Annotated in this window: 1 protein-coding gene; it reads right to left on the reverse strand. The window is 73.3% G+C overall.

The window, feature by feature from the left end; all coding sequences use genetic code 11:
* Positions 1-45 precede the first annotated feature (45 nt).
* The gene (locus ACWC9R_RS19745) at positions 46-14,946 is read right to left on the reverse strand and encodes a type I polyketide synthase (protein ID WP_450733146.1); all 14,901 of its coding nucleotides are present in this window, start codon (positions 14,944-14,946) and stop codon (positions 46-48) included.
* Between the last annotated feature and the right edge of the window lie 34 nt (positions 14,947-14,980).

Below are 14,980 nucleotides of genomic sequence, written 5' to 3' on the forward strand. Positions count from 1 at the left end.
CTCAGTGGGCGGCCGGAGCCGGTGTGCGGGCGGGCGGTCAGCCCGTCATGACCCGCCGAGTTCCTGCTCGATGAAGTCGAACAGCTCGTCGTCCGATGCCTGGTCCAGCCGGTCCTCCAGCCCGGCGTCCGGGTCCTCGGGGAGGCTGTCGAGCCGGTCCATGAGTCCCTGCAGCCGACTGCGCAGCGAGGACCTGGCGGCCGTGTCGTCCATGAGCCGCTCGGTCTGTGCCTCCCAGGCGTCGAGCGAGCCGGGTGCGGGGTCGCCGTTGGCCGGCCGCTGCTCCACCGCGGGGCCCAGCCTGCCGAGCAGATGGTCGGCGAGGCCCCCCGGTTCCGGGTAGTCGAACAGCAGGGTCGCGGGCAGCCTGGTCCCGGTCACGGTGGTGAGCCGGTTGCGCAGCTCGACGGCGGTCAGCGAGTCGAAGCCCAGCTCCAGGAAGCCGCGCTCGGGGTCGATCGCGTCGGCCGAGCTGTGGCCCAGCACCAGCGCGGCCTGGCCCAGGACGGCGTCGAGCACCGCCTGGCGCCGGTCGGTCTCCGGCAGCGCGGCGAGGCGGGTGCCGAGCTGATCGGCCTGGGCGGCGGGCGCGGGGCCCGGCCGTCCGGTCGCCGTCCTGGGCCGCGGGCCGGCCAGCGACCGCAGCAGCGGGGGCACTTCGCCGGCCGCGGTCCGCAGCGCCGCCAGATCGAGCCGGGCCGGGACGAGGAACGGCTCACCCGTGGCGAGTGCCGCATCGAGCAGCGCCAGGGCCTGGTCCGACGGCATGGGGCGCACCCCGCCCCTGGCCATCCGGTGGAGGTCGGTCTCGTCCAGCTTGGTGGTCATCCCGCTGCGTTCGGCCCACAGGCCCCAGGCGAGGGAGACGGCGGGACGTCCGGCGGCCCGCCGGGAGTGGGCGAAGGCATCGAGGAACGCGTTGGCCGCCGCGTAGTTGCCCTGTCCGACCCCGCCGAAGGTCCCGGCGAGCGAGGAGAACAGGACGAACGCCGTCAGGTCGAGGCCACGGGTCAGCTCGTCGAGGTGGAGTACGGCATCGGTCTTGGCCCGCAGCACGGTGTCCACCCGGTCCGCGGTCAGGGACCCGAGCACCCCGTCGTCGAGGACTCCCGCGGTGTGGATCACCGCGCTGAGCGGGCGTTCGGCGGGTACGGAGGCCAGCAGCCGGGCGGTGTCGGCCCGGTCGGTGAGATCGCAGGCGGCGATGTCGACCTCGGCGCCCAACTCGCGCAGCTCCTTCTCCAGTTCGGGCATCCCCTCCGCCGTCCGCCCCCGACGGCCGGCGAGCAGCAGGCCGCGTACGCCATGAGCCGTCACCAGATGACGGGCGACGAGCCGGCCGAGCATGCCGCCGCCCCCGGTGATCAGCACCGTGCCGTCGGCGCCGAGGCCCCGGAACGGCTCGGCCGCCCGGGCCCGCACCAGACGCGGCACCCGGGCCCCGCCCTCGCGGAGCGCGATCTCGGGTTCGCCGGTCGCCAGGGCAGCGGGCAGCGCGGCTGCTGACCGTGCCGTGCCGTCGTGGTCGAGCAGCGCGAAGCGGCCGGGGTTCTCGGCCTTGGCGGTGCGGATGAGGCCCCAGACGGCGGACTGTGCCAGTCCGGGAACCGCGGCGCCGGCCCGGTCCGCCACGGCGTCGCGGGTGCACAGGACCAGCCGCGAGGCGCTGAACCGCTCGTCGCGGAGCCAGTCCTGTGCCAGGTCCAGTGCGTGGTGCACGGCCCGGCGGGTGGCCCCGGCCGGATCGCCCTCGGCCGGCCGGCAGCCGATGAGGACCGTGGCGGGCACCGCGGCCCCGGCGTCGACGGCCGCGGTCAGCGCGGACAGGTCCGGGTACCGGGCGTGGTGGTCACCGGGGACCTGGGGTACGTCCGTGCCGATGACCGCATACGGCTCGGCCGGAGGTTCGCCCAGCGCCAGGTCCGCCCAGTCCATCCGGTACAGGTCGGCCGGCTTCGGTCCGGCGGCGGCCAGCTGTGCGGGGTCGACCGGCCGCAGGACGCAGGCCGGCAGCGCGGCGAGCGGGGCGCCCGAGGCGTCCGCCAGCCGCACTCCGTAGGTGTCGTCGGCCTGTCGGACGAGACGGACCCGCACGGTGTCCGGGCGGGCCGCGGCCGTCGCGGTGACCGCCCGGAAGCTGAAGGGCAGCACGGCCCGTTCGGTGTCGGGTGCGGCCAGGGCGACCGTGTGCAGCGCGGCGTCCAGCAGCGCCGGGTGCAGCACGAAGCCGGTGTCGCGGTACTGCTCGGGCAGGGTGACCTCGGCGAACACCTCCTCGCCCCGGCGCCAGGCGGCCTGCAGACCGCGGAAGGCCGGTCCGTAGGCGAAGCCGTTCGCGGCGGTGCGCTCGTACAGGTCGGAGACGTCGACCGGGTCGGCACCCGGCGGCGGCCAGGCGGTGAGGTCCGCGGGCGTCCCGGTCCCGGACGGGCCGTCGGCAGGCGTCCCGGTCGCGGGCGGGCCGTCGGCGAGGGTGCCCTCGGCGTGCCGGGTCCAGGGCTGCTCCTCACCGTCCGTGCCGGTCGCGGGGCGCGCGTGCACGGACAGCGGGCGGCGGCCCGACTCGTCCGCCTCCCCGACGGTGACCTGAAGCTGCACCGTGCCGTCCTCCGGGACCACCAGCGGGGCCTGCAGGGTGAGCTCCTCCACGTGGCGGGCGCCGGTCCGTTCGCAGACCTGGAGCGCCAGTTCCACGAATCCGGTGCCGGGGAACAGCAGCGTGCCGTCCAGGGCGTGGTCGGCCAGCCACGGCTGGCGCCCCGCCGAGAGCAGCCCGGTGTACAGGGCACCGCCGGAACCGGCGAGCGGCACCGCCGCACCGAGCAGCGGATGCCCCGCCGCCTCCAGCCCCACGGCCGAGACGTCGGTCGGGTCAGCGGCCTCCAGCCAGTACCGCTGCCGCTGGAACGGGTAGGTGGGCAGCGGCACCCGCCGGGCGCCCGAGGACGCGAGGCAGCGCTCCCAGTCCGGGCCGTGGCCGCGCAGATGCAGGTGGGCGAGGGCGGTGGTGAGCGACTCCGGTTCCTCGGTGTCCCGGCGCAGCAGCGCACCGAGGAAGACCCCGTCGGTGGTGGTCAGGCACTCGTCCGCCATGGCGGTCAGCACCCCGGACCCGAGGTCGAGAAGGGTGCGCGCGCCCAGCTCTTCCAGGGTGCGGGCCCCGTCGTGGAAGCGGACCGCCTGCCGTACGTGGCGCACCCAGTAGTCGGGGCTGCACAGCTCCTCGGCCGTGGCCGGGCGGCCGGTGACGTTCGAGACGACGGGTACGGTCGGCGGCTGGTAGCTCAACTCCGCTGCCACGGAAGCGAACTCGTCGAGCATCGCGTCCATGCGGGCCGAGTGGAAGGCATGGCTGACCCGCAGCCGCCTGGTCCGGTGTCCAGCGGCGGCCAGGTGTCCGGCGACCTCGGTGACGGCGTCCTCGTCGCCGCTCAGGACGGTGGCGGCCGGTCCGTTGACCGCGGCGACCGCGACCCTGCCCTCGTACGGTGCGAGCAGCGGCAGGACGTCCTCCTCGGCCGCCTGGACGGACACCATCGCTCCGCCGGCGGGCAGCGCCTGCATCAGCCGGCCGCGGGCGGCGACCAGACGGCAGGCGTCCGCCAGGGAGAACACCCCGGCGACATGTGCGGCGGCCAGTTCCCCGATCGAGTGGCCGAGCAGCAGGTCCGGGCGCACCCCGTAGCTTTCGAGCAGCCGGAACAGGGCGACTTCGAGGGCGAAGAGACCGGCCTGGGTGTAGACGGTCCGGTCGAGGAGGTCCGCCTCGGGTGTGCCGGGCCGGGCGAACAGTACTTCGCGCAGGGGCCGGTCGAGGTGGCCGTCCAGGTGTGCGCAGACCGCGTCCAGGGCGTCGGCGAAGGCGTCATGGGTCGCGTAGAGGCTCCGTCCGGTCCCGGCGCGCTGCGATCCCTGCCCCGGGAAGAGGAAGGCCAGCTTTCCGGGGCGGGCGCGGTCCGCAGCGACCCGTGGGTGCTCCCGGCCGTCGGCGAACGCCCGGAGTGCCGCGGTCAGTTCACCGGTGTCCCGGCCGAGGAAGGCGGCCCGGTCCTCGAATCCGGTGCGCGAGGTGGCCAGGGACAGCGCGATGTCGGCAGGGGTGAACTCGGGCTTGCGGGCGAGGTGTTCCGCCAGCCGCCGGGCCTGGGCCCGCAGGGCCGGTGCGCCGCGGGCGGACAGCAGCCAGGGGACGACGGCCGTCGGCGCGCCCGCGGCCTCCGGCTGACGGCCCTGCGGGGTGACGCCGGACTCGACGGCCACCGGGTCGGGCTCGGGCTCTTCGAGGATCACATGCGCGTTGGTGCCGCTGATGCCGAAGGCGGAGACACCGGCCCGGCGCGGGCCGGCGCCCGGTGTCCACTCCTGCGGCTCGTCCAGCAGCCGCACGTTCCCCGCCGACCAGTCGATGTGCGGCGACGGCTGCGCGGCGTGCAGGGTGCGCGGCAGCACTCCGTGCCGCATCGCCTGCACCATCTTGATGACGCCGGCGACTCCGGCCGCGGCCTGGGTGTGGCCGAGGTTCGACTTGACCGAGCCGAGCCACAACGGGCGTTCCGCGGGCCGTTCCTGGCCGTAGGTGGCGAGGAGCGCCTGCGCCTCGATCGGGTCGCCGAGCCGGGTACCGGTCCCATGGGCCTCGACGGCGTCGATGTCGCCCGTGGACAGTCCCGCGCCGGCCAGCGCCTGGCGGATGACGCGCTGCTGGGAGGGCCCGTTGGGTGCGGTCAGGCCGTTGGAGGCGCCGTCCTGGTTGACGGCCGAGCCCTTGACGACGGCCAGCACCGGGTGTCCACGACGCCGGGCCTCGGACAGCCGCTCCAGCAGGACGACACCGACTCCCTCGGCCCACCCGGCGCCGTCGGCGTCCGCCGAGAACGCCTTGCAGCGGCCGTCGGGAGCGAGTGCCCGCTGCCTGCTGAACTCGATGAAGGTCTGCGGGGTCGAGATCACCGTCACACCGGCGGCCAGCGCGAGCGTGCATTCGCCGGACCGCAGGGCCTGACTCGCCAGATGCAGGGCGACCAGCGACGACGAACACGCCGTGTCCACCGTGACGGCCGGCCCCTCCAGGCCCAGGGTGTAGGCGATACGGCCGGAGGCGACACTGCTCGCGCTGCCCGTCGCCAGATGTCCTTCCATGCCCTCCGGGGCGGTGCCCACACGGGAGCCGTAGTCGTCGTAGTTCGAACCGACGAAGACGCCGGCCGCCGTGCCACGGAGCGTCTCCGGGTCGATGCCCGCCCGCTCGATCGCCTCCCAGGAGGTCTCCAGGAGGAGCCGCTGCTGAGGGTCGATGGCGACCGCCTCACGCGGCGAGATCCCGAAGAACGCCGGGTCGAAGTGGTCGGCGTCGTAGAGGAACCCGCCGTCGCGGGCGTAGAACGTTCCGGGCTTGTCGGGGTCCGGGTCGTAGAGCCGCTCGATGTCCCAGCCGCGGTTGGTGGGGAACCCCGAGACGGCGTCGGTGCCCTCGTCGAGCAGCCGCCACAGGTCCTCGGGTGTGTCGGCCCCGCCCGGATAGCGGCAGCTCATCCCGACGATGACGACCGGATCGTCGTCCACCGGAACGGCGGGTGCGGCCGGGGCCGCGCTCTCCGGCTCCGCGCCGAAGAGCCCGTCGTGCAGGAACACCGTGAGCGCGGCCGCCGTCGGGTGGTCGAACACCAGGGTGACCGGCAACCGCAGGCCGGTCGCCTCGGCGAGCCGGTTGCGCAGCTCGACGGCGGTCAGCGAGTCATAGCCCAGGTCACGGAACGCCCGGTCGGCGGGGATCGCGTCGGCTCGGTCGTGGCCGAGGACGGCGGCGGCCGCGGCCGCTACCTCGTCCAGCAGCGCCGCACGCCGCTCCCCCGGCGCGAGTTCCCGCAGCCGTACGACGAGCGGCACCGCGTCGCCGCGCACCGCGGCCCCCTCGGAGCCGTCGCCGCCCGATGCCTGGACCTCGGGCAGCTCACTCACCGCGGCGACCCTCCGGGCCGTGGCCCTGCGCCAGTCGACGTCCGCGACGACCAGGAACGTCTCGCCCTGGTCCAGGGCCGTCTGCAATGCGGAGACAGCCAGATCGGGGTCCATCGGCGGCACTCCGTCACGGCGGAGCCGCTGCGCCAGTTCCTCACCCACCAGACCGCCGCCGCCCCAGGCTCCCCAGGCGATCGACGTCGCGGGCAGTCCCTCGGCGCGGCGCTGCAGGGCGAGCGCGTCCAGGCAGGCGTTGGCCGCCGCGTAGCTGCCCTGGCCGGGGCCGCCGAGCGTGCCCGCCATGGAGGAGAACAGGATGAACGCCGACAGGTCCAGGTGCCGGGTCGCCTCGTGGAGGGCGAACGCGGCCCCCGCCTTCGGCTCCCACACGGTCTCGGCGCGGTCCGGGGTGAGCTGGTCGATCACCCCGTCGTCGAGGACTCCTGCCGTGTGCACCACCGCGGTCAGCGGCTGTTCCTCCGGCAGGCTCGCGAGGAGTGCCGTCACCGCTGCCCGGTCGCCGACATCACATGCCCGCACGGTTGCCTGTGCTCCGAGCGCGGCCAGCTCCTCGACGAGCGCCTGGGCGCCCGGCGCCTCGGGGCCCCGGCGGCTGACGAGCACGAGTTGCTCCGCGCCGTTGCGGGCGAGCCAGCGGGCGAGGTGCCCGCCCAACGCGCCCGTCCCACCGGTGACCAGGACGGTGCCCTGCGGCCGCCAGCCCTCCCCGGCCGGCGGGTCTCCCGGGAGCGACCGCAGCATCCGGCGGGTGAAGACTCCGGACCCACGCAGCGCCAGCTGGTCCTCGCCGGAGTTCTGCGCCAGCAGCGCGACCAGCCGCCGTCCGGCCCGGTCGTCCCACTCGCCCGGCAGGTCGACGAGTCCGCCCCACCGCTGCGGATACTCGAAGGCGGCGATCCGGCCCAGCCCCCACGCCGTCGCCTGCACCGGGTGGTCGAGGGCCTCGGCACGGTTCACCGACACCGCGCCACGGGTCGCACACCACAGCGGAGCGTCGATCCCGGCGTCACCGAGCGCCTGCAGCAGCGACGTCATCAGGACCAGCCCGGCCGGCAGGGACTCGGTGACGGCCCACGGTTGCTCGTCCAGGGCCACGAGGGAGAGCACCCCGCCAATCGCCCCGGCCGCCGTACCCGCCTCCTCGCGCAGTCGGCCGGCCAGGCGTTCCCGGTCGCCGTCCTCCGCACCGACGGTCACGATCCTGAAGTCCACGGCGCCCGACCGGAGCGCGCGGACAACGCCCTCGGCCGCCGAGGAGTCCTGGTGGCCGTCGGGTACGACGACCAGCCACGTGCCGTCCAAGCCGGTGCGCTCGGGTTCCGGTTGGGGTCGCCAGACGATCCGGTAGCGCCACCCGTCGACCGTGCTCCGCTGCTGCCGTTGCTGGTGCCACAGCGAGAGCGCGGGCAGGACCTCACGCAGCGCACCGTCATCGGACAGCCCGAGCGTCTCGGCGAGAGCGTCCGCATCCGCGCGCTCGACGGTCTCCCAGAATCCGGCGTCGACGAGTCCCGAGGCGGCCGGCCCTGCTGCGGGCTTGTGCGGTGCGAGCCAGTAGCGACGGTGCTGGAAGGCGTAGGTGGGCAGGTCGACGAGCTGCGGACGATGCGCGGCGAACGCCGGGGACCAGTCGACTTCGACACCGTGTACGTACAGCTCGCCGAGGGAGGTGTAGAGGCGCGCCAGACCACCGTCGTCACGGCGCAGCGTCCCCGTCACCACGGCATCCGCACCCGCCGCCTCAGTGGTCTCCTGCACCGGCATCGTCAGGACGGGGTGCGGGCTGACCTCCACGAACACCCGGTGATCCAGCGCCAGCAGCTCACGCACCGCGGGCTCCAGCCGCACCGTCTGCCGCAGATTCGTGAACCAGTACCCGGCGTCCAGCTCCGCCGTGTCCAGCCACTCCCCCGTCACCGTCGAGAAGAACGGCACGGACGACGTCCGGGGTGCGACCGGCGCCAAAACCTCCAGCAACTCCTCGCGGATCGACTCCACATGCGCCGAGTGCGAGGCGTAATCCACCTCGATCCGACGCGCACGGATATCGCGCTCCCGGCAGCCCTCGAACAGCTCGTCCAGCGCGTCGGCATCACCGGAGACCACAACGGACGACGGGCCGTTGACCGCCGCGACCGAGACCCGGCCGTCCCACGGTTCGATCAGCTCCACGACCTCGGAGGAGGGCAGGGCGACGGACACCATCCCGCCACGCCCCGACAACGCACGGATCGCCTTGCTGCGCAGGGCTACGACCCGGGCGCCGTCCTCCAGAGTCAACGCCCCGGCCACACATGCCGCCGCGATCTCCCCTTGGCTGTGCCCGACGACCGCCGCAGGCTCCACACCATGGGCGCGCCACACCTCGGCCAACGACACCATCACGGCCCACAACACCGGCTGGACCACATCGACCCGGTCCAAGCCCGGCGCACCTTCCGCCCCACGCAACACACCACTCAACGACCAGTCCGTGAACGGCTCCAACGCCGCCTCACACTCGGCCAACCGGGCCGCGAACACCGGCGAGGAGTCCAACAACTCCACCGCCATCCCCGCCCACTGCGACCCCTGACCCGGGAACACGAACACCGTCCTGCCCGGATCACCCGCCGCAGCGAACGCGCCCACCTCTCCCAATTTTGCGGTCAGTTCATCGCTATCCGAGCCCACAACCACCGCCCGGTACTCAAACGACGACCGCGACGCCACCAACGACCAACCCACATCAACCGGCGACCAGTCGGCACCTGCCACCCGCGACACCAACCGCTCCGCCTGAGCCACCAACGCACCCTCGGAACGACCCGACACCACCCACGGCACCACCACACCCGACGCCGGAGCACCGGCCGTCGCTACGCCAGCCGGCCCAGCCCCTTCGGACTCCTCGGCCTGCTCGACGATCACATGCGCATTGGTCCCACTCACACCGAAGGACGAGACACCGGCGCGGCGCGGACGGTCGTCCTCCACCGTCCATGGCCGGGCCTCGGTCAGCAGCTCCACCGCGCCCGACGGCCACTCCACATGCGGCGACGGCTCGTCGGCGTGGAGCGTCGCCGGCAGCTCGCCGTGGCGTAGCGCCTGCACGGTCTTCATGATCCCGGCCATGCCGGAGGCTGCCTGGGTGTGCCCGATGTTCGACTTGACCGACCCGAGCCACAGCGGCCGGTCCGCCTCCCGCCCCTGCCCGTAGGTGGCCAGCAACGCCTGCGCCTCGATCGGATCACCCAACGACGTACCGGTGCCGTGCGCCTCCACTGCATCGACCTCACCGGCCGCCAGACCGGCATCGGCCAGCGCGGCCCGGATCACCCGCTGCTGGGAGAGGCCATTGGGTGCGGTGAGACCGTTGGAGGCACCGTCCTGGTTGATCGCCGTTCCGCGGACGACCGCCAGCACCGGATGCCCGTTGCGGCGGGCGTCCGACAGGCGTTCCACCAGCAGCACGCCGACGCCCTCGGCCATGCCCATGCCGTCGGCCGCCGCCGAGAACGGCTTGCACCGCCCGTCCCGCGCCAGCCCCCGCTGACGGCTGAAGCCCACGAGGCCGATCGGTTCGCTCATCACCGCCGCGGCGCCGGCGATCGCCAGGGAGCACTCGCCCGAGCGCAGTGCCTGTACGGCCAGATGCAGCGACACCAGCGAGGACGAACAGCCCGTGTCCAGCGTGATCGCGGGGCCTTCCAGTCCGAGCGTGTAGGAGATACGGCCGGAGGCGATGCTTGTCACCGTTCCGGTGATGAGGTGCCCCTCCAGCCCTTCCGGGGCCTCGCCGTTGCCGTATCCCTGGTAGGCGGCCCCGAAGAAGACGCCGGTCGGGGTGCCGCGCAGCGTTCTGGGGTCGATGCCCCCGCGCTCGATCGCCTCCCAGGAGGTCTCCAGGAGGAGGCGTTGCTGCGGGTCCATGGCGAGGGCCTCGCGCGGCGAGATCCCGAAGAACTCGGGGTCGAAGTCACCGGCCGCGTCGAGGAATCCGCCTTCGCGGACGTAGCAGGTGCCGGTGCGGTCCGGGTCCGGGTCGTAGAGCCCGTCGAGGTCCCAGCCCCGGTCGGCGGGGAACTCCGAGATCGCGTCCGTCCGGTCCCGCACCAGCTGCCACAGGTCCTCGGGCGACCGTACGCCTCCCGGATAGCGGCAGGCCATGGACACGATGGCGATCGGGTCGTCGTCTGCGGGAGCGGCGGGGGCCGCGGTGTCCGAGGCGGCGGTCGGCATGGGCAGCGGGCCGCCGGCACCGACCAGGGTGGTCTCCAGATGCCCGGCGAGCGCCTTCACGTTCGGATGGTCGAAGACCACGGTGGCGGGGAGCTTCTGTCCGGTGGCGGTGTTGAGCCGGTTGCGCAGCTCGACCGCGGTGAGGGAGTCGAAGCCCAGCTCACGGAAGGCGCGGCCGGTCTCGACCTCCGACGTGTCCGCGTGTCCGAGCACGGCCGCGACCTGCTTGCGCACGAGGTCGGCGAGCTGCCGCTCGCGTTCGGCGGGTGCCAGCCCGGCGAGCTGGGAGCGGAGCGACTCGGAGGTGCTCTCGGCGGCGTCCGTGTCGGCCTCGTCGGCCTCCAGCGCCCGCAGCACCTCGGGGATCTCGTGCAGCAGCGGACGGCGGTGCGCGGCGGTGAAGACGGGGACGAAGCGTTCCCAGTCGATGTCGGCCACGGCGAGGAAGGTCTCATCGTGGTCGAGCGCCTGCTGAAGTCCCCGTACGGCAAGCTGCGCCGGCATGAACGGGATGCCGCGCCAGCGCAGTTGCTCCTGGACGACATCGACGGCCATGCCGCCGCCTTCCGGGCTCCAGATGCCCCAGGCGATCGAGGCACCCGTCAGGCCGCGGGCGCGCCGGTGTGCCGCGAGCGCGTCGACGTAGGCGTTCGATGCGGCGTAGGCACCGTGATCGCCGCTGCCCCAGGTGCCGGCGACGGACGAGTACAGCACGAAGGCGTCCAGTCCGTCGCGGTCGAAGAGCGCGTCGAGGTTGCGGGCGCCGAGCAGCTTGGCGCGGGCGCCCTCGGCGAACTCCTCCAGTGTGGTGTCGGCGAGCGGCACGAGCAGACCGACGCCGGCGGTGTGCACGACGGAGCGGATGGCCGGGCCCTCGGACTCGACCTGGGCGACCAGCTCGGCCAGCGCGTCGGCGTCCGTCACATCGCAGGCGGCGATGGTGACCCGAGCACCCAACTCGGCCAGTTCGTCGCGTAGTTCTGCCGCGCCCGGGGCGTCCGGGCCGCGTCGGCTGGTCAGCACCAGATGCTCGGCGCCGTTACGGGCGAGCAGCCGGGCGGTGTGTGCGCCGAGGCCTCCGGTACCGCCGGTGACCAGCGCGGTTCCGCTGGTGCGCCAGGGAGCGACCGGCTCGCCGCCGTCCAGGGGGGCGCGGGTGAGCCGGCGGGTGAGGAGCGCGGAGCCGCGGAGGGCAAGCTGATCCTCCTCACCTCCCGCTGCGAGGACCCCGGACAGCAGGGCCGTCCCCTGGTCGTCCAGTGCGGCGGGCAGGTCGACAAGGCCGCCCCACAGCTTGGGGTGCTCCAGGGCGAACACGCGGGCCAGGCCCCAGACGGCTGCCTGGAGCGGATGCCGGACCTCGTCGTCGGCGAAGCCGGTTGCGGCGGACTCGGTCGTGAGCAGCCACAGCGGAGCCTCCACCGCGGCGTCGAGCAGCGCCTGCATCAGGGCCACGGACTGGACCAGTCCCACGGTGACCTCGGGGTGCCCGGTCAGCGGCCGCTCGTCCAGGGCGAGGAAGGAGACCACGCCGCTGGGGGCACCGGCCCTGAGGGAGTCGCGCAGCTGGTCGGCCACACCTTGGCGTGCGGTGGTCGACTCCTCCAGGACGAGGAGCACGGTCTCGGCGCCGTTGTCCCCCATGCCCTGGAGCGTGGCCCGTACGAGGTCGTTGTCCAGGTGGTCGGCGGGTACGACGACGAGCCAGACACCTTCCAACTTGCCCTGTCGCGGCTCGGTTTGGGGTCGCCAGGCGATCCGGTAGCGCCAGCCGTCCACGGTGCTCCGCTGCTGCCGCCCCTGCCGCCACGACGACAACACCGGCAACACCTCCGCCAAAGCCCCCGGCTCCGCCAGGCCCAACGTCGCCGCCAGACCCTCCAGATCCGCACGCTCCACCGCGTCCCAGAACCGCGCATCCAATGGATCGACCGCGCCGTCCACCGACGACTGAGCCGGTTCCAACCAGTACCGCCGACGTTGGAAGGCGTACGTGGGCAGGTCGACGAGCTGCGGACGATGCCCGGCAAAGGCCGCCGACCAGTCCACCTCCACACCGTTCACATACAGCTCACCGAGGGAGGTGTAGAGCCGCGCCAGACCACCGTCGTCACGGCGCAGCGTCCCCGTCACCACGGCATCCGCACCCGCCGCCTCGGCGGTCTCCTGCACCGGCATCGTCAGCACCGGATGCGGGCTGACCTCTACAAACACCCGGTGATCCGACGCCAGCAGCTCACGCACCGCGGGCTCCAGCCGCACCGTCTGCCGCAGATTCGTGAACCAGTACCCGGCGTCCAGCTCCGCCGTGTCCAGCCACTCCCCCGTCACCGTCGAGAAGAACGGCACGGACGACGTCCGGGGTGCGACCGGCGCCAGAACGTCGAGCAACTCCTCGCGGATCGACTCCACATGGGCCGAGTGCGAGGCGTAGTCGACGTCGATGCGGCGGGCTCGGACCTCGCGCTCCTGACATACGTGCATCAGCTCATCGAGCGCGTCCGCATCACCGGAAACCACCACGGACGTAGGACCGTTGACGGCCGCAACCGAAACCCGACCGTCCCACGGCTCGATCAGCCCCACGACCTCGGACGAGGACAGGGCCACGGACACCATCCCGCCACGACCCGACAGGGCGCGGATCGCCTTGCTGCGCTGGGCCACCACCCGGGCGCCATCCTCCAGACTCAACGCTCCGGCGACACACGCCGCCGCGATCTCCCCCTGACTGTGTCCGACCACCGCCGCAGGCTCCACACCATGAGCCCGCCACACCTCCGCCAACGACACCATCACGGCCCACAACACCGGCTGCACCACATCGACACGGTCCAGGCCCGGCGCCCCGTCCACCCCACGCAACACACCACTCAACGACCAGTCCGTGAACGGCTCCAACGCCGCCCCACACTCCGCCAACCGACCCGCAAACACCGGCGAGGAATCCAGCAACTCCACCGCCATCCCCACCCACTGCGACCCCTGCCCCGGGAACACGAACACCACATCGGCGTCGCCCTCCAGGGCTCCCGCGTCGCCCACCACCGCACCGGCGGGCGTCTCGCCCTCCGCCACCGCACGCAGTCCGGCGACCAGTGCTTCCTGGTCGGCGCCCACCACCACGGCCCGGTGCTCCAGGGCCGCACGCGAGGCCACCAGCGCATGCCCCGTGTCCACCAGCGCATGTCCGGTGTCCGCCGGCGACTGTCCGCTGGGCTCCGCCCACGACGCCAGCCGGTCTGCCTGCGCACGCAAGGCCGTCGCGGAGCGCCCGGAGACCACCCAGGGCAGCGTGGCGGGCGCCAGGTCCCGGGCGGGGGAGGCCGCGGGCCGTTCGTCGGTGGGGTCCGCCGCCGGCGCCTGTTCGAGCAGGACATGGGCGTTGGTGCCACTGCCGCCGAATGACGACACACCGGCCCGCCGGGGCGCGTCGGTCTCGGGCCATGCGGTCTCTTCGGTGAGCAGACGGACGTTCCCCGTCGACCAGTCGACATGCGGGGAGGGCGCGTCGACATGGAGCGTCGCGGGCAGGACGCCATGGCGCAGCGCCTGCACCATCTTCATCACTCCGGCGATGCCGGAGGCGGCTTGGGCATGCCCGATGTTCGACTTGAACGAGCCGAGCCACAGCGGCCGGTCCCCGTCCCGCTCCTGCCCGTAGGTGGCCAGCAACGCCTGCGCCTCGATCGGATCACCCAGCGACGTGCCCGTGCCATGCGCCTCCACCGCATCCACCTCACCGGCCGACAGACCGGCATCGGCCAGCGCGGCCCGGATCACCCGCTGCTGCGAAGGCCCGTTCGGCGCGGTCAGGCCGTTCGACGCACCGTCCTGGTTGGTGGCGCTGCCGCGGATCACCGCCAGTACCGGATGGCCGTTGCGGCGGGCCTCCGACAGGCGCTCCAGCAGCAGGACACCGACGCCTTCACCCCACGCGGTGCCGTCGGCGGCCGCGGCGAACGGCTTGCACCGTCCGTCCCGCGCGAGCCCCCGCTGACGGCTGAACTCCACGAAGTTCCGTGCCGAGGACATCACGGTCGCTCCGCAGGCGAGCGCCATCTCGCACTCGCCGTGCCGCAGCGCCTGGACGGCGAGATGCAGGGCGACCAGCGAGGACGAGCACATGGTGTCGACGGTGACCGCCGGCCCCTCCAGCCCGAAGCTGTAGGCGAGCCGTCCGGAGAGTACGGCTGCCGACCCTCCGGTCAGCAGATGGCCCTCGACGCCCTCCGGGGCGGTGCTCCCGTCGGTGGAAGCGGCATAACCCTGATTGCTCGACCCGACGAAGACGCCGGCCGCGCTGCCGCGTACCGAGGTCGGGTCGATGCCCGCACGCTCGAAGACCTCCCAGGAGGTCTCCAGGAGGAGCCGCTGCTGCGGGTCCATGGCGAGGGCCTCGCGCGGGGAGATCTCGAAGAAGCCGGCGTCGAACTCCGGGGCGTCGTAGAGGAAGCCGCCCTGGCGGACATAGCTGCTGCCCGCCCGGTCGGGGTCCGGGTCGTACAACTTCTCCACGTCCCAGCCGCGGTCGGTCGGCATGGGTCCGATGGCGTCGGTGCCTTCGGCCACCAGCCGCCACAGCTCCTCGGGCGAGCGCACCCCTCCCGGAAGGCGGCAGGCCATGGCGACGATCGCGATGGGATCGTGCTCCCGCGACTCCACCTCCTGCAGCCTGCGGCGGGTCTGCCGCAGATCCGTGGTGACCCGCTTGAGGTAGTCGCGGAGCTTGTCCTCGTTGTCCATGTAGCGTCAGCCCTTCAAGAAACCGGCGGTCGGT

The sequence above is a fragment of the Streptomyces sp. NPDC001219 genome (genome assembly GCF_053597915.1).